The organism is Roseococcus microcysteis, from assembly GCF_014764365.1.
Taxonomy (GTDB): domain Bacteria; phylum Pseudomonadota; class Alphaproteobacteria; order Acetobacterales; family Acetobacteraceae; genus Roseococcus; species Roseococcus microcysteis.
The window spans coordinates 196,992-214,890 of record NZ_CP061718.1 but is presented as its reverse complement, the minus strand read 5'-3'; the positions used below and the strand labels follow the sequence as shown (position 1 = coordinate 214,890).

General features: G+C 70.2%; 21 protein-coding genes. 10 read left to right on the top strand and 11 right to left on the bottom strand.

Annotated features, from left to right (window positions below):
- Nucleotides 1-84: 84 nt before the first annotated feature.
- From ICW72_RS00940 to ICW72_RS00930, 3 genes are all read left to right on the top strand, one after another.
- Nucleotides 85-435, top strand: a complete 351-nt coding sequence (locus ICW72_RS00940) for a RidA family protein (protein WP_191084512.1) — start codon at nucleotides 85-87, stop codon at nucleotides 433-435.
- 371 nt (nucleotides 436-806) lie between these two features.
- Nucleotides 807-1,469 (top strand): CHAP domain-containing protein, encoded by a 663-nt coding sequence (locus ICW72_RS00935; RefSeq protein WP_191084511.1) that lies wholly within the window; start codon nucleotides 807-809, stop codon nucleotides 1,467-1,469.
- A gap of 101 nt (nucleotides 1,470-1,570) precedes the next feature.
- Nucleotides 1,571-2,566 carry a Bug family tripartite tricarboxylate transporter substrate binding protein gene (locus tag ICW72_RS00930; RefSeq protein WP_191084510.1) on the top strand — a complete coding sequence of 332 codons (996 nt, stop codon included), beginning with the start codon at nucleotides 1,571-1,573 and terminating at the stop codon, nucleotides 2,564-2,566.
- A 220-nt stretch (nucleotides 2,567-2,786) separates the two neighbouring features.
- Here ICW72_RS00930 and ICW72_RS00925 read toward each other — a convergent pair whose 3' ends face one another.
- From ICW72_RS00925 to ICW72_RS00900, 6 genes are read right to left on the bottom strand one after another with little or no spacing between them, the layout of a single operon-like run.
- Entirely contained in the window at nucleotides 2,787-3,623 is an 837-nt protein-coding gene (locus ICW72_RS00925; protein WP_191084509.1) for a heterodisulfide reductase-related iron-sulfur binding cluster, read from the bottom strand.
- Entirely contained in the window at nucleotides 3,614-4,024 is a 411-nt protein-coding gene (locus ICW72_RS00920; protein WP_191084508.1) for a (Fe-S)-binding protein, read from the bottom strand. The genes ICW72_RS00925 and ICW72_RS00920 overlap by 10 nt, the downstream gene beginning before the upstream one ends.
- Complete coding sequence (locus ICW72_RS00915; protein ID WP_191084507.1) at nucleotides 4,018-5,103, bottom strand: alanine racemase; 1,086 nt, start codon at nucleotides 5,101-5,103, stop codon at nucleotides 4,018-4,020. Before ICW72_RS00915 ends, ICW72_RS00920 begins: the two co-directional genes overlap by 7 nt.
- Nucleotide 5,104: 1 nt before the next feature.
- On the bottom strand, nucleotides 5,105-5,551 hold the full coding sequence (locus tag ICW72_RS00910) for a hypothetical protein (protein WP_191084506.1): 447 nt from the start codon (nucleotides 5,549-5,551) through the stop codon (nucleotides 5,105-5,107).
- Nucleotides 5,542-7,038, bottom strand: a complete 1,497-nt coding sequence (locus tag ICW72_RS00905) for a M81 family metallopeptidase (protein WP_191084505.1) — start codon at nucleotides 7,036-7,038, stop codon at nucleotides 5,542-5,544. The genes ICW72_RS00910 and ICW72_RS00905 overlap by 10 nt, the downstream gene beginning before the upstream one ends.
- Nucleotides 7,038-8,156 carry a pyridoxal-phosphate dependent enzyme gene (locus tag ICW72_RS00900; RefSeq protein WP_191084504.1) on the bottom strand — a complete coding sequence of 373 codons (1,119 nt, stop codon included), beginning with the start codon at nucleotides 8,154-8,156 and terminating at the stop codon, nucleotides 7,038-7,040. Before ICW72_RS00900 ends, ICW72_RS00905 begins: the two co-directional genes overlap by 1 nt.
- A 50-nt stretch (nucleotides 8,157-8,206) precedes the next feature.
- Between ICW72_RS00900 and ICW72_RS00895 the strand changes: the two genes are divergently transcribed.
- The 4 genes from ICW72_RS00895 to ICW72_RS00880 are packed head-to-tail and all read left to right on the top strand — an operon-like array spanning nucleotide 8,207 to nucleotide 12,641.
- Entirely contained in the window at nucleotides 8,207-9,286 is a 1,080-nt protein-coding gene (locus tag ICW72_RS00895) for a M20/M25/M40 family metallo-hydrolase (RefSeq protein ID WP_191084503.1), read from the top strand.
- A gap of 27 nt (nucleotides 9,287-9,313) precedes the next feature.
- A complete protein-coding gene (locus ICW72_RS00890; protein ID WP_223880735.1) occupies nucleotides 9,314-11,404 on the top strand; it encodes an acetate--CoA ligase family protein in 2,091 nt (696 codons plus the stop codon).
- The gene (locus ICW72_RS00885; RefSeq protein ID WP_191084502.1) at nucleotides 11,401-12,255 is read left to right on the top strand and encodes a MaoC family dehydratase; all 855 of its coding nucleotides are present in this window, start codon (nucleotides 11,401-11,403) and stop codon (nucleotides 12,253-12,255) included. Before ICW72_RS00890 ends, ICW72_RS00885 begins: the two co-directional genes overlap by 4 nt.
- An 11-nt stretch (nucleotides 12,256-12,266) precedes the next feature.
- A complete protein-coding gene (locus ICW72_RS00880; protein ID WP_191084501.1) occupies nucleotides 12,267-12,641 on the top strand; it encodes a VOC family protein in 375 nt (124 codons plus the stop codon).
- Here ICW72_RS00880 and ICW72_RS00875 read toward each other — a convergent pair.
- The 3 genes from ICW72_RS00875 to ICW72_RS00865 form a co-directional block, all read right to left on the bottom strand.
- On the bottom strand, nucleotides 12,638-13,477 hold the full coding sequence (locus tag ICW72_RS00875) for a LysR family transcriptional regulator (protein WP_184384200.1): 840 nt from the start codon (nucleotides 13,475-13,477) through the stop codon (nucleotides 12,638-12,640). The two genes, ICW72_RS00880 and ICW72_RS00875, sit on opposite strands and share 4 nt — an antisense overlap.
- Nucleotides 13,478-13,527: 50 nt before the next feature.
- Entirely contained in the window at nucleotides 13,528-14,265 is a 738-nt protein-coding gene (locus ICW72_RS00870) for a DUF2076 domain-containing protein (RefSeq protein WP_191084500.1), read from the bottom strand.
- 85 nt (nucleotides 14,266-14,350) lie between these two features.
- Complete coding sequence (locus tag ICW72_RS00865) at nucleotides 14,351-14,779, bottom strand: CoA-binding protein (protein WP_223880734.1); 429 nt, start codon at nucleotides 14,777-14,779, stop codon at nucleotides 14,351-14,353.
- Nucleotides 14,780-14,826: 47 nt separating this feature from the next.
- Here ICW72_RS00865 and ICW72_RS00860 point away from each other — a divergent pair, with 47 nt between their 5' ends.
- Both ICW72_RS00860 and ICW72_RS00855 read left to right on the top strand, forming a co-directional pair.
- Nucleotides 14,827-15,636 carry a S49 family peptidase gene (locus ICW72_RS00860; protein ID WP_332308961.1) on the top strand — a complete coding sequence of 270 codons (810 nt, stop codon included), beginning with the start codon at nucleotides 14,827-14,829 and terminating at the stop codon, nucleotides 15,634-15,636.
- A 114-nt stretch (nucleotides 15,637-15,750) separates the two neighbouring features.
- The gene (locus ICW72_RS00855) at nucleotides 15,751-16,203 is read left to right on the top strand and encodes a cupin domain-containing protein (RefSeq protein ID WP_191084499.1); all 453 of its coding nucleotides are present in this window, start codon (nucleotides 15,751-15,753) and stop codon (nucleotides 16,201-16,203) included.
- Between the two features lie 57 nt (nucleotides 16,204-16,260).
- Here ICW72_RS00855 and ICW72_RS00850 read toward each other — a convergent pair whose 3' ends face one another.
- Together ICW72_RS00850 and ICW72_RS00845 are read right to left on the bottom strand one after the other, a co-directional pair.
- Nucleotides 16,261-16,659: a ketosteroid isomerase-related protein gene (locus ICW72_RS00850; RefSeq protein ID WP_191084498.1), complete on the bottom strand. Its 399-nt coding sequence runs from the start codon at nucleotides 16,657-16,659 to the stop codon at nucleotides 16,261-16,263.
- Complete coding sequence (locus ICW72_RS00845; RefSeq protein WP_191084497.1) at nucleotides 16,656-17,330, bottom strand: aspartate/glutamate racemase family protein; 675 nt, start codon at nucleotides 17,328-17,330, stop codon at nucleotides 16,656-16,658. The genes ICW72_RS00850 and ICW72_RS00845 overlap by 4 nt, the downstream gene beginning before the upstream one ends.
- Before the next feature lie 84 nt (nucleotides 17,331-17,414).
- On the opposite strand from ICW72_RS00845, the gene ICW72_RS00840 reads away from it, so the two are divergent.
- Nucleotides 17,415-17,897 carry a DUF983 domain-containing protein gene (locus ICW72_RS00840; RefSeq protein WP_191084496.1) on the top strand — a complete coding sequence of 161 codons (483 nt, stop codon included), beginning with the start codon at nucleotides 17,415-17,417 and terminating at the stop codon, nucleotides 17,895-17,897.
- Nucleotides 17,898-17,899 lie beyond the last annotated feature (2 nt).

Below are 17,899 nucleotides of genomic sequence, written 5' to 3'. Positions count from 1 at the left end.
CGATGGAAGCGCGGCCTGCCTTCCGCCGCCCGGCCGGGCGGGTTACACGCGGGGGGTCACCACAGGCAGGAGGACCCCCGCCCGATGAGCAAGATCAACCGCACCGGCAGCAACGAGATTCTCTCGAGCGCCGTCGAGTATCACAACTTCGTTTTCTGCGCGGGCATGACCGCCGATGACCTGACGCAGGACATCACGGGCCAGACCCGCCAGGTGGTCGCCAAGATCGACGCCATGCTGGAGGCGAACGGCACCGACAACACCCGCCTTCTGCAGGCGCAGATCTGGCTGAAGGACATCCGCGACCGCGACGCCATGAACAAGGTGTGGGTGGAGTGGCTGGGCAGTGCCGGCCGCCCCGCGCGCGCCTGCGTGGAAGCGAACATGGCGAGCCCGCGCCATCTGGTCGAGATCATGGTCACGGCCTGCAAGTAACGAAGCCTTCATCCGCCCCGGCTGGTCACTACAACCGGGGCGGGTGGGCCCGCCCTGACGGCGATTAATTTCAGCTTGATGAATTTGGGCTAAAATAAGGCACGATTGGGGCAGGGCTTCCTCACCAAGGCGCGGCGATTATACACTTTCTATACTGTGACTTTTTGGCCGCAACACTGTTGCATGATTCTCCAACACCGGCTCCCTTAGGACATCCGTCCTTATTTCGCGGCCTATCCACCCCCCTATCCGACGAATCACGGCACATTGCGCCATGTATCGGTCAATCGGGTTGCCCCGCGTGCAACCACCGCATACCCGGTTTGCACGCACCGACGATATCCGTCGGCCGCGGTCCAGGAGGGATCGGAATGCGCCACGTGGCCGCCATATTCGCGATGAGCCTGGCTCTGAGCTGGGCACCTGATGCCTATGCCGCCCGCGGCGACGCCCGCACCGAAACCCGCAACCCGACCGCCACCAGCCGCCCCGCGGCAACCCGCCCCGCCCCCGCCCGCACCACCTCGGGCCAGCGGGCCGCAACCTCCCGTGGCATTTCCTGCGTGCCCTATGCGCGCCAGGTCACCGGCATGGACATCAGCGGCAATGGCCGCGACTGGTGGCACAATGCCGCCGGGCGCTATGCCCGCGGCCAGCGGCCGGAGCGTGGCTCCATCCTCTCCTTCCCCGCCTCGGGCGGCATGCGGATGGGCCATGTGGCCGTCGTCTCGCGCGTGGTGGATAGCCGGGTCATCGAGATCGACCACGCGAATTGGGGCGGCCCCGGCATCCGCAGCGGCAGCGTCATGCGCGGCGTGCGCGTGATGGATGTCTCGGACGCCAATGACTGGACCCGCGTGCGCGTGCAGGTCGGCCACAGCGCGGAGGCCTTCGGCCGCGTCTATCCGACCCATGGCTTCATCCACAACCGCCCGGCCGGCAGCATGGTCGCGCAGGCCGCGGCACCCGCCGCCCCGGCCCAGCGTGCGCATGCGCCCCTGACGGCGCAGCAGCTCGCCGAGGCGCGGCGGTAACACCGCCTTCCCGCCCGAAGTGCATTCCACGCGCATTAGGTTCTTCCCAAGCCTGGCTTTGGCTGCCTAACCTTCCTTCCATCAAAGGGAGGAAAACACTCATGAATCGTCGCAGCGTGCTCACGCTTGCGGGGGCTTCGGCCCTTGGTGCCGGAACCCTCGCGGCACCCGCCCTCGCCCAGGGCGCCTGGCAGCCCGACCGTCCCATCCGCGTCATCGTCCCCTTCCCGCCCGGCGGCGCCACCGATGTCTGGGCACGCCTCGTCACCGAGACGATGGGCGAGATCATGCGCGCCACCTTCGTGGTGGAAAGCCGCTCGGGTGCGGCGGGCATGATCGGCGCCGAGGCGGTGGCCCGCGCGCCGGCCGATGGGCACACGCTGCTCTTCACCATCACCTCGCTCGTGCAGTCCCCGGTCGTGCTGCGGCAGCATCCCTATGACGCGGTGCGCGACTTCACGCCCATCGGCCAGATGGGCACCACCACGCTGATCTTCATGAGCCGCGCGGCCCTTGGCCCCCGCAACCTCGCGGAGTTCATCACCTTCGCGCGCGAGCGATCGCAGCGTCGGCAGGGGCTCAACCTCGGCTCCTGGGCCGCCGGGTCCAGCGCGCATGTCTTCGCGCTGGCGCTGAACAACCAGCTCAACCTCGGCATGACGCATGTGGCCTATCGCGGCGAGGCGCCCATGCTCTCCGCCTATCTGGGGCAGGAGGTGGATTGCGGCATCAATTCCCTCACCACCATGCGCCCGCATATCGAGAGCGGCACCATGGTCCCGCTGGCGGCGCTGGGTGATGCCCGTGCGGGCGGGCTGCCCAATGTGCCCACCTTCGTGGAGCAGGGGCATGACATCGGCCGCGGCTGGAGCGGCTTCGTGGGCATGCTGGCCCCGGCCCGCCTGCCGGAACGCGTCCATACCCGCCTGGCCGAGGCCTTCCGTGAGACCATGGCGCGCCCGGCCCTGCAGGCGCGGCTACGACAGATGGACACGGACCCGATCTGGCTCGGGCCCCAGGAGTTCGGCGCGGCGATCGAGCGGGTGCGGTCGCGCTGGATCGAGATCACCTCGGGGATGGATTTGCAGATGGGATAATCCCCACGAAGTTTTCGGCGGACGTCACGCCTGCGGCGTGAGCGCCGCCGAAACCTTCGCGGGGGCCCCGAATTATTCCCCACGAAATCGCTTCGCGCTTTCGTGGGGGCCCCGGTTTGGTGTTGATCCTGCCGGGGATTCTCCGTTGGCGCGGCGAAGCCGCGCCGCCGATCGGGGCTTTCCGGGGATCGGGGGCACGGCCCTCGGCCCCCGGTTCAGGTCACACCGGGCGGGGGCGTTCCAGTTCGGGCAGGACCAGTTTGCGCACGGCCACCTCGCCCGCCTCGGCCACGCGCTCAGGGCCGATGGCGGCCAGCTTGTCGTCGGCGTTGCGCCAGGTCTTGTAGTCGTCGCGGTAGTCCCAGCCCATGCCCTCGGCCAGCAGATGCACCCAGTTCAGCACGCGCACGCCGTGGTCGCGCTCCAGCCCCACCATCTCGCGGTGGCAGGAGTGGAAGATGGTGACCAGCGTGTCCGCGCCCGATTCCCGCACCGCGTCCAGCGTGGCGCGCAGATGGTCCGGCAGGGCGCCAGGCACATTCGCCAGGCCGAAGCACATGTAGGAGGCGCCGCGCAGGGGGTGATCCACATGCTCCGCCCCCGGGATCATCGAAAGCAGCCCGGGGATGATGTCGTTCACCGGCACCTGCTTGTGGAAGCCCACATGCCGGTCCACCAGGAAGCGCGCCTTCACTTGGTGGGTCAGCAGCGGGGCCAGGGCCTCGCGCCGCTCCCACAGCGCCTCGCACAGGTGACGGCTGTCGAACTCCTGTTCCTTCGACTGCCCCATGAAGTCGTCGAGGTTCATGTGGCAGGAGGGGCACCAGGTGATGACGCGGTTGGCACCGCTGGCCGCGAACTTGTCCATGGTGCGGTCGGCCATGCCTTCCGCGATGCGCGGCGTGCTCTCCTTGGGGCTGCCGCAGCAGGCGCCCGGCCCGCCGACCGGCGCGGCGCCCACGCCCACCGCTTCGAGCAGACGCTGGCTCAGGCGAATGATCTCGCCATGGCGCGTCATGTTGCAGCCATACCAGAAGAGGTTCTCGGTCACAGCCATTGCCTCTGCTCCTCCTCGGTGAAGCCCAGCCGGGCGAAGACCTTCACGCGCGACATGGTCTCGGAGGCATCGCGCTTGGGCAGCGCGCCCGTCTCGTTCGCGCGCCACTTGGCGAGGCGCAGCATCAGCATGGGGTTCACCTCATGCGGGCAGGCGGCGTTGCAGCTGCCCGTGCGGGTGCAGGCGGCGATCCAGGCCAGCGCGGCAGGGTCGGAGGGCCCGCCCGCCAGCGCGTCCAGCACGCCGCGCACAAGGTCCGGTGCCGCGGCGCCCTGCGCGGCCGGCGCGTAGGGCAGCATGGGACAGGCCTCCGCGCAGGCGCCGCAGTGCGTGCAGGCGTCCAGCATCCGCGCCGTCTCGCTGGCGCGGAGCGCCGACCAGTCCTCGTGGCGTGCTACCATCCGTTGACGCGGTCCCATGTGGCGATCACCTGGCGTGATCCGTCCACCACATGATAGCGCTCATAGGCCGCCGCCGTCAGGCAGGAATGGTTGGGGGCGACGCGCAGCTTCGTGCCCACGGGCAAGTCGGGCATGGGCGTCGCCTCGCCATGCTCCTGGTGGACGCGGGTGATGATGGCCTCGCCATGCGTGCGCTGCCCGTCCAGGTCCAGCACCAAGCCGAAACCGTAGTCGCGCGGGGCCTTCTCCGTGCTGCGGTCCTTGGACAGCGCCAGCGCGCCTGCATCAAGCAACAAGGCTCCGCGCGCGGGCTTGCGGCCGATCACGCTGGTCAGCACCGTCACCGCGATGTCCTGCTCGGGATGGGTGCCGAGCTGCGCCTGGAACAGGTCGCCGAACATATAGACCCCGGCGCGCACCTCCGTGATGCCGGCGAGCGACTTCGCGTGCAGCGCGGTGGGCGAGGAACCGAGGCTCACGATCTCGACCGTCAGCCCCGCCTCGCGCAGCGCCTGCGCGGCGCCGGCCACGCCCGCGCGTTCCTGCTCGGCGATGGCCTCCATCTCGGCCGCGCTCCGCCCGCCATAGGAATGGCCCGCATGGGTGAAGATGCCCGCGAGCCGCTGGCCCAGCGCGCGGGCCACGGGCAGCGCCTCGGCCGGCGGCACGCCGCCGCGGCCCTCGCCCACATCCACCTCGACCAGGGCGCGGAGCTTGCCCGGATGCGCGGCGATGGCGGCGGCGGCCTCGGCATCATCGGTGATGATTTTCACATCGGCGCCGGCGGCGTTCAACGCCGCCACCGCATCCAGCTTCTGCGGCGTGATGCCGACGGCATAGATCTGGTCGCGCCAGCCGGCTTCCGCGAAATACCGCGCCTCGGCCAGCGTGCTGACGGTGATGGGGCCGTGGTTGGGCGCGGCCAGCGCCGCCACCTCGCGCGACTTCGCGGTTTTCAGGTGCGGGCGCAGCACCACGCCCGGGTGGCGCGCCATGGCGCGCTCCATCAGCGCCAGGTTGCGCTTCAGCACGCCCAGGTCGAGCACCAGGCAGGGGGTGGGCAGGTCATCGAGGGTCATGTCAGCGCAACCTCAGCACGGCGATTTCGAGGGCGTAGTTCCCTGCCCCGGGCGGGCGGTCCAGCAGCATTTCCACCTCCGCCCCCGGCAAGGTCCAGATGATGCCGTGCTGCGCGGGCACGCGGGTTTCGCGCAACAGGGTGGCCTCGGGCAGGCAATCGGGAATGGCGCGGCGCAGCTGGCGGTAGAGGCGCGGCGCCTGGGCGCGGGTTTCCTCATGCTCGGCAAGCGTCGCGTGGAAGCTCGCGGCATGTTCCCGCCCGGGCGCGTGGTCGGTCTGGCGCAGGCTGCGCAGGGCGCCGGGGAAGACCACGTCGCCCTCGGGGATGTCCCGGAAATCACCGGGCGCCGCGGCCACGACGCGGCGCAGGGCCTCGCAGAAGGCATCCTCCGCCCAGGCCGGGGCGGCGGCCAGCAGCAAGGCTGTGAAAAGGACCCTCAGCGCCACGCGCTCTCCTCGTCCAGCGGCAGGACGGGGCGGGGCAGCTTCGTCCAGTCGAAGCGCGACAGGATGGGCGAGGTGAGGCCCGGCGCATCCACCTCCACGATGCGTTCGTGGTCGAAGAACTCGTCGAAGCCGCCGCGAAAATGCCCGCGCGACTTCACGACGACGCAGCGCGCGGCGCCCACATCAATGCCCAGATGCTCCAGGAAGGCCGGGTCCGCGCATTGGGTGCGGCCCTCGATCACCACCACCTCGATGCCCCCCAGCCGCAGCCGCGCGGTGGCGCCGAGGCGCATGGCCGTGCCCTTGAAGATGCCGCGCCGCCCCGTGACCTTGCCGTCGGAGAGCGCCACCACCTCGGCTTCGGCGGAAAAGGGGCGGGAGAAGGGGTCCTGGCCGGAATCGCGGTTGAAGCGGGCCTCGAAGCGGGCGCCGAGCCCCTTGGCATGGGCCTCGCGCGCCAATTCGGGGTCATGGATCACGCCGAAGACGGCACCCTGCACGCCCGCGCGGTGGAAGGCCTCCAGCAGCCACATGGTGTTGCCGCGCCCGCCACCGCCCGGGTTGTCGGCGACATCGGCGAAGGCGAGCGGAACATCACTGGTCAATGCGCGCCGCGTCGCCTCCTCGATGGGCGTCAGCGCGGCCACGAAGCGCGCGCGGCGTTCCCACAAAGCATCCGCCAGCTCATCGGCCAGCGCATCGGCCGCCCCCTGATGCGTGGCGGTGACGATGGCGCACATGCCGTTGAAGGGCGTGTCGCTATAGGCGAAGCCCGCCATCACCGAGACGTTCACGATGCGCGGATCAGCGGCACGTCGTTCCTGGCCGAGATTGATCACCTCCGCGTAGGGCCCGGCCGCCGTCAGCAGCGAGACGGTGGGCGGCACGATGGGCAGGCGGCGATGGGCGCGCACGAAACGCTCGCCGCCCATCAGCCGGCGCAGCAGTTGCGCGGATTCGGCGCCGCGCTCGCGCATGTCGAGATGCGGGTTCGTCAGGTAGCCCACGAAGGCGTCGTTCAGTGCCACATTGGCATCGCTGACATTCACATGCAGGTCATAGCTGCACACCAGCGGCACTTCGCCGAGTTCGGCGCGGATCAGCGCCTGGATGGCGCCCTCCGGGTCATCCAGCACGGTGGTCAGCCCCGCGCCATGCATCACGCAATAGACGCCATCCACGCGGCCGCGCAGCAGGCGCAGCCCCTCGCGCCATTCATCCATCAGGCGCTGGAAGAAGGCGTGGTCCACCGGGCCGTTGGGCTCCGTCATGGCCAGCAGCAGGGGGTGGGGCTGCCAGGGACCGGCGGCGTCCATGTCCGCCACGAAGCCCGGCATCTCGCCCAGGGCGCGGGGGGCGGGGCTGCGAGAATCCTCCAGGATGGCCTGGCCGCGCAGCAGACAGCGCGCGGCGAAGTCGGCCTCGGTCGCCACGGGGGCGAAGCGGTTGCACTCGATGGAAAAGCCCAGGAGGGCGACGCGTTTCATCAGATCTCGACCCCCAGCATCTCGGCATAGCGCGGCGTGGCCTTCAGCCCCGTGCCGGTCAGGACCACCACCGTGCTTTCGCCCGGCGCGACCTGGCCTGACGCCAGCAGCCGCGCGAACCCCGCGGCGGCCTGCGCGCAGGTGGGTTCCACATAGATGCCGCGGCGGGCCAGCATCAAGGAGGCCTCGGCGATCTCGCCCTCCTCCAGCAGCACCGCACCGCCGCCCGACTGGTGCAATGCCGCTACGCATTCGGGCAGGCGCAGCGGCTGGGCGATGGCGGTGCCCTCCGCGATGGTGGGCTTCGCGTCCTCGGCGGGCAGGCCCAGGGCCGCACGCGCGATGGGCCCGCAATGCGCGGGCTGGGCGGCGAAGAGGCGCGGCAGGCGTTCGATCTGTCCCGCCCGCAGCAGCTCGGAGAACCCGATGTAGAGCCCCAGCACGTTCGACCCCGCGCCGCAGGGAATGATCACGTTGTCGGGGGCTGTGAAGCCCAGGTCTTCCCACAGCTCATAGGCCAGCGTCTTGGTGCCTTGCAGGAAGAAGGGGTGCCAGTTGTGGCTGGCGTAGAAGATGCGCTCCGCCTCGCGCTCGGCCGCCTCCGCGCAATCCTGCCGGGTGCCGGGGACGAGGGTGATGGAAGCGCCCGCCGCCCGGCTCTGCACCGTCTTGGCGGGCGAGGTGCTGGCGGGCACGAAGATGGTGGCTGCCATGCCGCCCGCGGCCGCATAGGCGGAGACGGCCGCGCCACCATTGCCCGAACTGTCCTCCAGCACGGCGGTGATGCCCTGTTCGCGCAGGAGCGAGAGCATGACCGAGGCGCCGCGGTCCTTGAAGCTGCCCGTCGGCATGAACCATTCGCATTTCAGCAGCGCCGTGCCGGCCGGCAGCGCCATCTCGATCAGCGGCGTGCAGCCCTCGCCCAGGGTGATGGGTGCCCTCGGCAGGAAGGGGAAGGCGGCGGCGTAGCGCCAGATGCTGCGCACGCCGGTCGCGATGTCGTCGCGCCCGATGCCGGGCAGGTCGGTGAGCAGCAGGGGCGCCCTGCCCTCGCCGCACCAGCGGGGGGTTTCGAGGGGCCAGGCCGTGCCGGTGCGGGGGTCGAGATACTGGGTCATGCGGGGCGGGAGGGTTGCGCGGCGAGGCACTTCGGGCAAGCCTCGCGCCCATGGAAAACGACCTCGCGCGGCTGGCCGCCGAACTTGTGCGGATGGACAGCCGCAGCTTCGTGTCCAACCTGGCCGTGGCCGAACGGCTGGTCGCGGAACTGGAGGGGTTCGAGGTGGAGCGCCTCGATTTCACCGACCCGGCCGGCGTGCCGAAATGCGTGATCGTGGCGCACAAGGGGGGCCCGGGCGGCATCGCCCTCTCCGGCCACATGGACACGGTGCCCGATACGGGCTGGACCACCGATCCCTGGTCCGGCGACATCCGTGACGGCGTGCTGCATGGCTTGGGCAGCGTGGACATGAAGGGCCCGGTCGCGGCCTGCGTCATGGCCGCCCGCGCCGCCCCCCGCGCCACCCTGCTGCTGACCACGGATGAGGAAACCACGAAGCAGGGCGCGCGGCTGATCGCCGAGCAATCCGCCCTCGCCCGCCGCGCCGAGCTGCGCGGAATCGTGGTGGCCGAGCCCACCGCGCTGATCCCCGTTCGCGGCCACCGCGCCCATGTGCTCTTCACCGCGACGGCTGAGGGCGTGCAGAAGCATTCCTCCACCGGCCAGGGGGTGAACGCCAATTGGGCGCTGATTCCCTTCCTCGTCGAGGCGCGCGCCATGTTCGAGCGCCTGCGCGCGGACGAAACGCTGCAAGACCCCGCCTATGACCCGCCCTTCAGCGACTTCAACCTGGTGCTGGACAATCACGGCACGGCGGTGAACGTGACGGTGCCGCGCGCCACGGCCCGCATCAAGTTCCGCTATTCCGCGCGCGTGGACCCCGCGCCCGTGGTGGAGGCCATGCGCCGCGCCGCCCGCGCCCAGGGCATCACGCTGGAAGAGGCCTATGAGGGCCGCCCGCCCGAACTGCCCGAGGACCACCCGCTGATCCGCGCGGCCCAGCGCGCCACCAACGCCGCCCCCCGCACCGCGCCCTATGGCACCGATGCCTCGGAGTTGCAGGCGCTTGCGCCCTGCGTGGTGCTGGGGCCCTCGGTGATGGCCACCGCCCACACGCCGCATGAGCATGTGCCGCTGGATGATCTCAACAGGGCGGTGCCGGTGCTGCGCCGCCTGCTCGACGCTTGACGAACAAGAACACACGGAAACTGTCACATGGATTTCTCCACCCTCGATCCGATGATCCGGCCGCGCTCCATCGCCATCATCGGCGCCTCGGATGATGCGACGCGCATCGGCGGCCGGCCCATCGCCTATATGAAGCAGCGCGGCTTCCAGGGGACCATCTTCCCCGTGAACCCGAAGCGCCCCAGCGTGCAGGACATCAAGGCCTTCGCCGATGTGGCGAGCCTGCCCGAGACGCCGGATGTGGGCCTGATCGCCGTGCCCGGCGAGGCCGCCATCGAGGCCATCGAGGCGCTGGGCCAGAAGGGCACCAAGGCCGCCATCGTCTTCACCGCGGGCTTCGCGGAGGTGGATGAAAAGGGCGCGGCCGCCCAGGCGCGCATGGTGGCGGCGGCGAAGCGCCACGGCATCCGCATGCTGGGGCCCAATTGCCTCGGGCTGTTCAACGACGCGATCGGTTTCTACCCGATCTTCTCGTCGAGCTTCGAGCAGGGCTGGCCCATCGCGGGGCGCATCGGCATCGCCTCCCAATCGGGCGCCTATGGCACCCATGTCTATTCGCTGGCGCGCAAGCGCGGCATCGGCACGGGTGTGGTCGTCACCACCGGCAATGAGGCCGAGGTGGCGCTGGGCGATGTGCTGGGCTGGATGGCGCACAGCCCGGACGTGGACGTGATCTGCGCCTATGCCGAGGGCATCCGCGAGAGCGACAAATTCCTGGCGGCGCTGGACCTCGCCCGCCGCAACCGCAAGCCCATCGTGATGATGAAGGTGGGCAAGAGCGAGCTGGGCGGTGCCGCCGCGCAGTCGCACACCGCCTCCATCGCGGGCGATGACGCGGTGACGGATGCGGTGCTGAGCGAATATGGCGTGGTCCGCGCCCGCAACACGGAGGAGCTGCTGGACATCGCCTATACGGCGACGAAGCGCATCTATCCGGTGGGCAACACGCTGGGCGTCATGACCGTCTCCGGCGGCGCGGGCGTGCTGATCTCGGACGTGGCGGAAAGCCTGGAATTTCCCATGCCCGCCATGCCCGAGGCGGCGCAGGCGAAGCTGCGCGGCTTCGTGCCGTTCTGCGCCCCGCGCAACCCGGTGGACTGCACCGCCCAGGCCTTCAACCAGATCGAGCTGATCGGCGAATTCACGCGCTCCATGGTGGAGGAAGGCGGCTACACCTCCTGCCTCGGCTTCTTCACCCAGGTGGGCGGGTCCAAGACCAATGCGCCCAAGGTGCGGGCGCAGATGAAGGCCGTGATGCAGGACCATCCGGACCGGCTCTGGGCGCTGTGCATCATCGCCTCGGACGAGATGGTGCGCGAATACGAACAGGACGGCTTCCTGATCTATGAGGACCCGACGCGGGCCGTCGCCGCGCTGCACGCCATGGGCCGCTTCGGCGAGGCCTTCGCGCGCGTGGCCTCAGCACCCCCCGCCGCGCCTTCCGTGACCCTGCCCGCCAAGACCCCCACCGAGGCGGAGGGCAAGCGCATCCTGACCGAAGCCGGCATCCCCGCCGTGCCGGAGCGCGCCTGCGCCGATGTGGACCAGGCCATCGCCGCCGCCCGCGCATTCGGCTTCCCGGTGGTGATGAAGATCCTCTCGCCCGACATCCTCCACAAGAGCGAGATCGGCGGCGTGCTGCTGGACGTGAACAGCGTGGACGCGGTGCGCGAGGGCTTCTCCACGCTCCTGCGCCGCGCCGGCGAAAAGGCGCCGACGGCGCATATCGAGGGCGTGCTGGTGGCCAAGCAGATCAAGGGTGCCACCGAGATGGCGCTCGGCATCCTGCGCGACCCCGTCTTCGGGCCGGTGGCCATGGTCGGGCTGGGCGGCATCTTCATCGAGGTGCTGAAGGACGTCGCCTTCCGCCGCTGCCCCTTCGGCGAGGCGGAGGCGGAACAGATGATCCGCTCGCTGAAAGGCTTCCCGCTGCTGGACGGCGCGCGCGGGCGGCCCAAGGCGGATGTGGCGGCGCTCGCCAAGGCGCTCGCCAACCTCTCGGCCTTCGCCGCCGCCGCCGGACCGCGCCTGGCCGGCGTGGACATCAACCCGCTGCTGGTGCTGCCCGAGGGTGAAGGCGCCTATGCCGCCGATGCCGTGCTGGAGATCACGCCGTGATCAACGAACAGCATCTGCTGAACTATCCCATCCCGGAAATCCGCCAGACCCTGCGCTGGCAGGATGTGGCGCTGTATAACCTCAGCGTGGGCCTGGGCCAGGACCCGATGGACAAGGCCCAGCTTCCCTACACCTACGAACCGCAAATGACCGCCCTGCCCTCCATGCCCGTCGTGCTGGGCTATCCGGGCTTCTGGCTGAAGGCGCCGGACACGGGGGTGGATTGGGTGAAGGTGGTGCATGGCGAGCAGTCGCTCATCCTGCACCGGCCTGTGCCCGTCTCGGGCGAGATCATCGGGCGGTCCAGCGTCACCGGCATCGTGGACCGCGGCCCCGGCAAGGGGGCGCTGATCTACTCGGACCGCGTGGTGCTGGACGCCGCCACCGGCGAGAAGATCGCCACACTCGAAAGCACCACCTTCGCGCGCGGCGATGGCGGCTTCGGCGGCAAGTCGGGCCCCGTGAAGCCCCCCCACCCCGAGCCCGCAGGCGCGCCCGAGATCACCTGCGACCTCGCCACCCGCCCCGAGCAGGCCGCCTATTACCGCCTGAACGGCGACTTCAACCCGCTGCACATAGACCCCGACGTGGCGACGAAGGCCGGCTTCCCCCGCCCCATCCTGCACGGTCTCTGCACCTTCGGCGTGGTCTGCCACGCGCTGCTGCGCGAGATGTGCGGCTATGACGCCACGCGCTTCGGGCGGATGGATCTGCGCTTCTCCTCGCCCGTCTATCCGGGTGAGACCATCCGCACCGAGATCTGGCACGAGGAAGGGGGTGCGGCCTTCCGCGCCCGCGTCGTCGAGCGCGACATCGTCGTGGTCAGCAATGGCCGTTTCCGCTTCGCCTGAAAGGACGAGACATGAACATCACCTATGACCACATCCACCTCCGCACGGCCGACCATGAGGCCGCCGCGCAATGGTTCGTGGACATGCTGGGCGGCGCCATCACCGGCCGCATCACCACGGGCAAGCCGCGGGTGGATGTGAAGCTTGGCGGCGCCACCATCCTCATCACCCAGGCGGAGGCCAGCGACCTCACGGCGCCCGATGGGCTGAACAAGGGCATCGACCATTTCGGCTTCGCGGTGAAGGGGCTGGATGGCGTGGTGGCGGAGCTGAAGTCGAAGGGCGTGGTCTTCACCATGGAGCCGAACGAGGCCCGCCCCGGCATCCGCATCTGCTTCATCAAGGGGCCGGAGAACATCTCGATCGAGCTGCTGGAGCGGTCCTAAACCCCTCTGAGCCACTCCAGCAGCGGCTCCACCACCGGCGATTGCCCGGCGGCATCGCCGAAAAGGCACATCTCGGCGGTCCCCAGCGGGGGCAGGTGGTCCAGTTCCACCAGCCCCTCGGGCAGGCCGGTGCGGCCCATGACGCTGGCGGCGAAGCCCGCCTCGGCCGCCGCCGCGACGCCCATGAGGCTGGGCGAGGTGTAGACCACCTCCGACGCCACGCCCGCCCGCGCCAGCGCCGTCAGCGCCCGGTCGCGGAACATGCAGCCCTGGGGCAGCATGGCCAGCGGCAGGGGCCGGCCGGGGGGCGCCGTGAAATCGGGTGCCGCCACCCAGACCACGGCCTCGGTGAAGATGACGCGGCCTTCCGTCTCGCCATCGCGGCGCTTGCCCAGCACCAGGTCCAGCTCCTCCCGCGCCAGGCGCGCGCGGAGTTCGTGGCTGCGGCCCACCTCCACCTCGATCCGCAATTCGGGCCAGGTGCGGGAGAGGCGCGCCAGCGCGGGCGCCAGGTGGCGCGGCACGAAATGGTCGGCCACCCCCAGACGCAGCCTCCCCTCGACGGGCGGGCTGACGAAGCGGCGCACCGCCTCCTCGTTCAGGGCCAGCATGCGGCGGGCATAGGCGAGAAGCGTCTCGCCCTCGGGCGTCAGCGCCACCCGCTTGGCGCCGCGCAGGAAGACGGGGCCGCCCAGCAGGTCCTCCAGCCGCTTCACCTTCAGGCTGATGGCCGATTGCGTGAGGCCCAGCGCCTGGCCGGCCGCCGTGAAGCCGCCGCGCTCCGCCACGGTGACGAAGCCGCGCAGCAGGTCGAGGTCGAGGTCGGGGATGCGCATGGGAAGGGTTATCCCCTCCCCACGCGCAAAGACAAAGGCCCCGTCAGGGCTCAGAGGTCGTCGTCGAAGCCGCCGCCATCATCGTAGCCGGCGTCGTCATAGGCGCCATAGGCGTCCTGCCCGCCCGCATCGTCATAGCCGCCGCCGGCATCCTGCTGGGGCGTGCCCCAGCCCTGCTGCTCGGCCGCCGCACCCGGGTCGGTCCAGGGCGAGGAGGCGGGCACGGCCTCCTGCGCGAAATCGCCGCCGGAGGCGCCGGCCGCCTGCGCGCCGCCGCCGCCCATCATGCCCATCAGCATGTTGCCCAGCACCATGCCGCCGGCCACACCGGCCGCCGTCATCATGGCGGTGCCGAGGAAGCCCGGGCCCTGGCGGCCCTGCAGGGCCTGGGGGTTGTGGCCGGGCGGGAATTGCGGCTCCGGCCGCGGCGGCATCGCCACCGGCTTCTGCCCGCCAAAGCCGAAGAAGCCGCGATTCTGCGCCGCCTGGCCCTCGCGCTGCGCCTTCTCCAGCTCCCACTCCAGCTCCTTGATGCGGTTCTGGGCGGCCACCAGCGCGTGCTCCTGCACGAAGGCGGTCTGGGTGATGCGGAAGCGCGCCTCGGGGTGCTTGGCGAAGAGCTCCGCGATCAGCGCATCGGCCTGCGGCTCCACCGGCGGCAGGGGCTGCGCCGCGGCGGCACCCGTGTTGGGCATGCGCCCCGGGGCGGCCTGGGCGGGGGAAGCGGGCTGCGCGCCGGCCACGCGCAGAACGTAGTCGGTGATGATCCGGCGCTCTTCGTCGGTCATGGGTGTCCTCTCTCTGGGCGGGGGTCGCATCGCCCCTTCGCCACGCGGCAGCAGGTGGAACAACGGAGAGTGGATTTCAAGAAGTTCATACAGGGATCACACGGGGTGGCAGGGCATGGGCGCCCCACTCGATCACGGGGCATCGGTCCATCACCACGGAAAGCCCCTTGGCGCGGGCGCGGGCGGCGGCTTCCTCGTCCACCACGCCCAGTTGCAGCCAGAGGGTGCGGGCGCCCAGCGCCACGGCCTCGTCCATGACGCCCCCCGCCTCCTCGCTGCGGCGGAAGATGTCCACCATGTCCAAGGGACCGGCCTCGGCCAGGCTCGCCACCACGCGCCGGCCATGGATCTCCCGGCCCGCGAGGGCGGGGTTGACGGGCATCACGTCATAGCCGCGGGCCAGCAGGAAACCCATCACCGCGTGTGAGGCGCGGTGCGGTTTGTCGGAAGCGCCGACCAGGGCGATGCGCCGTGTGGCCAGCAGGATGTCGCGCGTGTTTTCCATACCGACCATATGGGCACAGCTTGCGCCAGCGCACCGGGGGGGCATCTTGGCCGCATGTGGAATCCCTTTCGCGCCCGCCCCCCGTCATCCCCCTGGTCCGGCTGGAGGGGATGATCGCCGCCCGCGGCGGGGTGATCAGCGGCATGAACCTGGCGGGCGTCGCGCCCCTGCTGGAGCGCGCCTTCGGCATGAAGCGCGCGCCGGCGGTGTTCCTGGCCATCAACTCGCCGGGTGGTTCGCCCGTGCAGTCGGCGCTGATCGCCAACCGCATCCGGCAATTGGCGGAGGAGAAGAAGAAGCCCGTCATCGCCATCTGCGAGGATGCGGCGGCCTCGGGCGGCTACTGGATCGCCTGCGCGGCGGATGAGATCGTGGCGGACCCGGCCTCCATCCTGGGCTCGATCGGTGTGGTGTCCTCGGGTTTCGGCTTCCAGGAGGCCATCGCGCGGCTGGGGGTGGAGCGCCGGCTGCGCACCGCCGGCACCGAGAAGACGCTGAACGACGCCTTCCAGCCCCAGCGCCCGGAGGACACGGCGCGCCTCGACGCACTGCTGGAGGAACTCCACACCGAGTTCAAGGACTGGGTGCGCGCCCGGCGCGGCGCGAAGCTGCGCGCGCCGGAGGAGGAGTTGTTCACCGGCCGTTTCTGGGCCGGGCGGCGGGCGCTGGCGCTGGGGCTCTGCGACGGGCTGGGTGATGCGCTGGGCGAGGCCAGGCGCCGCTATGGCGAGACGGCGCGGCTGGTGCCCATCGGGCCGCGGCGACGGCGCTTTCCCTTTTCGCTGCTGGGGGGCGGCGCCGCGCTGCTGGAGGGGGCGGCGCAGATGGCGGAGGAGCGGGCGGCCTGGGCGCGGCTGGGGCTGTAGATTCACCGAAATAACAACGTGATTTGGTCCAGTGTATTCTTGCATTCAAGGCGTGACATTCCACGAGGGGTGGGTAAAATGCCGCCCAGGAATGCACGATCATAGGATGTGAAAATGCCCGACGGTTCCATCAAGCAGTCCGGCGCCTATTGGCGCCACCACGGCATCCGCCGGGTCCTCTCCAGCGAGCGCAGCGCCGACACGCCCGAGACGCAGGGCATGGGCCGCATGGCCGCCATCAGCGGCAGCAAGACCGGGTCCACGCATCTCTGGGCCGGCACGAACCTGATCCGGCCCGGCGCCAAGACGGGCGCACACCATCACGGGCCGCTGGAGAGCATCATCTACATCGTGCGCGGCCATGCGCTGATGCGCTGGGGCGACCGGCTGGAATTCATCACCAAGGCCGGGCCCGGCGACTTTTTCCAGGTGCCGCCCTATGTGCCCCACCAGGAGCTGAACGCCTCCGACACCGAGGAACTGCACTGCGTCCTGGTCCGCAGCGGCACGGAAGAGGTGGTGGTGAACATCGAGCTGGACGCGGTGGAGGAGCCGGAGTGGGTCTGAGCGCCTGATCGCCTTCGGTGGAATCCCCGAAGGCGTGAATCAGCCGCCCACAATCCGCTAGCTGACCTGCGCGATCCACTCCTGCAGATTGTAGAAATTCGTGACGCGGGCGATCTTCCCGCCCGTGATCTCGAAGAAGGCGCCGACCGGGAGCGCGTAGGACTGCCCCCGCGCCTCCGGCAGGCCAGAATCCGTCACAAGATAGCGGCCATGGATGGTGAATTCGGCGGCCGCGCGGGTGCCCTCCGCACTTTCCATCACGACCAGATCCTCCACCCGCTCCGCATAGTGGTGGGCCATACGGTCCAGAAAGGCGCGGAAGGCGGCGCGGCCGGTCTCACGCCCGCCCTGGTTCACGTCATGGGCCACATCCTCGGTCAGCAGCGCGGCCATCCCGTCCCAATCGCCCGCGTTGAAGGCGGCGTAGTAGCGCCGCAGCAATTCCGTCCCGCTCATGCCGTCAGGGCCGGCTGGCGCGCGCCGATCACGGCAAGCTGCGCGGCCGCCGCCGCCGCCTGACAGGGTTCGATCACCGGCAGGCCCGAGGCCTCAGCGGCCACGGCCACATGCCGCGCCATGCCGGCGCAGCCCAGGATGATGGCCTCCGCCCCCTCGCCGGCCAGTCGCCGGCAGGCCTCGGCGATGCGCGCCTGCGGGGCCACGGGGTCGGTCAGCACCTCCATGGGCAGGTCGAGCGGGACCCAGCCCGCCATGCGCCCTTCCACCCCCATGGATTGCAGGGCGCGGCGCTGCCGCTGCTCCGAGCGCCAGGTGAAGCCCACCACCCCGAAGCGCTCGGCCCGCGTCAGGGCCGCGGCCACGGCGCAGCGGAACATGCCCAGCACGGGCCTGTCGGTCACGGTGCGCGCGGCCTCTAGCCCGGGGTCGCTGACACAGCCGATGATATAGGCGGCGGCCGCCTCGCGCTCGATGGTGCGGCAGAGGGGCTCGGCCACCTGGAACCAGTCCCGCCAGGTGACGATGGCGGGCGGGCCCTCGTCATCGGCCAGCTGCGTCACCTCCAACCGCGGCAGGCCGGGCGCGTTGAAGGGAGAGACGGCTTCCGCAATCCCGGCGGTGCAGGCATGCGAAGTGTTCGGATTGATGACAAGGATGCGCTCACTCATGTGGTCGAGCATGGCATCGCGCGGTTTTCCTTGCCATGATCTTTTCGCCGGTCCATTCCTGTCCGCCCTTTTGTGCATTGCAACATGACCCCCACACCCGAGACCCCCGCCGAGACGATCCATTGGTCCCCGCCCCGCGCGGCGGTGCCGCCCGGCTATCCGCGGCCGCCCTTCGCCACCGCGCTGTGGCGAGGTGCGAACAACCGCTGCCCGGTCTGCGGCGAGGGCAAGGTCTTCGCGGGCTTCCTGCGCGTGGCCGAGGAATGCGGGCATTGCCACGCGCCGCTGGGCCAGCTTCGCGCCGATGACGCGCCGCCCTATTTCACCATCTTCATCGTGGGCCACATCCTGCTGCCGCCCATCCTCTTCGTGGAGCGGCATTGGGGCTGGCCCATCTGGCTGCACATGGTGGTCTGGCTGCCGCTGATCACGGTCTTCACCACGCTGATGCTGCGCCCGGTGAAGGGCGCCACGGTGGGGCTGATGCTGCGGTTGGGCATCACGGGCAATGACCAACGCCCGCCGCCCGAGGCCAAGCCCCGCCTGGCCGAAGACCCCAGGCCCTGAAG

Coding starts and splice junctions, on each gene's coding strand:
- ICW72_RS00940 (WP_191084512.1), top strand. CDS start 85: ATGAGCAAGATCAACCGCACCGGCAGCAACGAGATTCTCTCGAGCGCC.
- ICW72_RS00935 (WP_191084511.1), top strand. CDS start 807: ATGCGCCACGTGGCCGCCATATTCGCGATGAGCCTGGCTCTGAGCTGG.
- ICW72_RS00930 (WP_191084510.1), top strand. CDS start 1,571: ATGAATCGTCGCAGCGTGCTCACGCTTGCGGGGGCTTCGGCCCTTGGT.
- ICW72_RS00925 (WP_191084509.1), bottom strand. CDS start 3,623: ATGGCTGTGACCGAGAACCTCTTCTGGTATGGCTGCAACATGACGCGC.
- ICW72_RS00920 (WP_191084508.1), bottom strand. CDS start 4,024: ATGGTAGCACGCCACGAGGACTGGTCGGCGCTCCGCGCCAGCGAGACG.
- ICW72_RS00915 (WP_191084507.1), bottom strand. CDS start 5,103: ATGACCCTCGATGACCTGCCCACCCCCTGCCTGGTGCTCGACCTGGGC.
- ICW72_RS00905 (WP_191084505.1), bottom strand. CDS start 7,038: ATGAAACGCGTCGCCCTCCTGGGCTTTTCCATCGAGTGCAACCGCTTC.
- ICW72_RS00900 (WP_191084504.1), bottom strand. CDS start 8,156: ATGACCCAGTATCTCGACCCCCGCACCGGCACGGCCTGGCCCCTCGAA.
- ICW72_RS00895 (WP_191084503.1), top strand. CDS start 8,207: ATGGAAAACGACCTCGCGCGGCTGGCCGCCGAACTTGTGCGGATGGAC.
- ICW72_RS00890 (WP_223880735.1), top strand. CDS start 9,314: ATGGATTTCTCCACCCTCGATCCGATGATCCGGCCGCGCTCCATCGCC.
- ICW72_RS00880 (WP_191084501.1), top strand. CDS start 12,267: ATGAACATCACCTATGACCACATCCACCTCCGCACGGCCGACCATGAG.
- ICW72_RS00875 (WP_184384200.1), bottom strand. CDS start 13,477: ATGCGCATCCCCGACCTCGACCTCGACCTGCTGCGCGGCTTCGTCACC.
- ICW72_RS00870 (WP_191084500.1), bottom strand. CDS start 14,265: ATGACCGACGAAGAGCGCCGGATCATCACCGACTACGTTCTGCGCGTG.
- ICW72_RS00865 (WP_223880734.1), bottom strand. CDS start 14,779: ATGGTCGGTATGGAAAACACGCGCGACATCCTGCTGGCCACACGGCGC.
- ICW72_RS00855 (WP_191084499.1), top strand. CDS start 15,751: ATGCCCGACGGTTCCATCAAGCAGTCCGGCGCCTATTGGCGCCACCAC.
- ICW72_RS00850 (WP_191084498.1), bottom strand. CDS start 16,659: ATGAGCGGGACGGAATTGCTGCGGCGCTACTACGCCGCCTTCAACGCG.
- ICW72_RS00845 (WP_191084497.1), bottom strand. CDS start 17,330: ATGAGTGAGCGCATCCTTGTCATCAATCCGAACACTTCGCATGCCTGC.
- ICW72_RS00840 (WP_191084496.1), top strand. CDS start 17,415: ATGACCCCCACACCCGAGACCCCCGCCGAGACGATCCATTGGTCCCCG.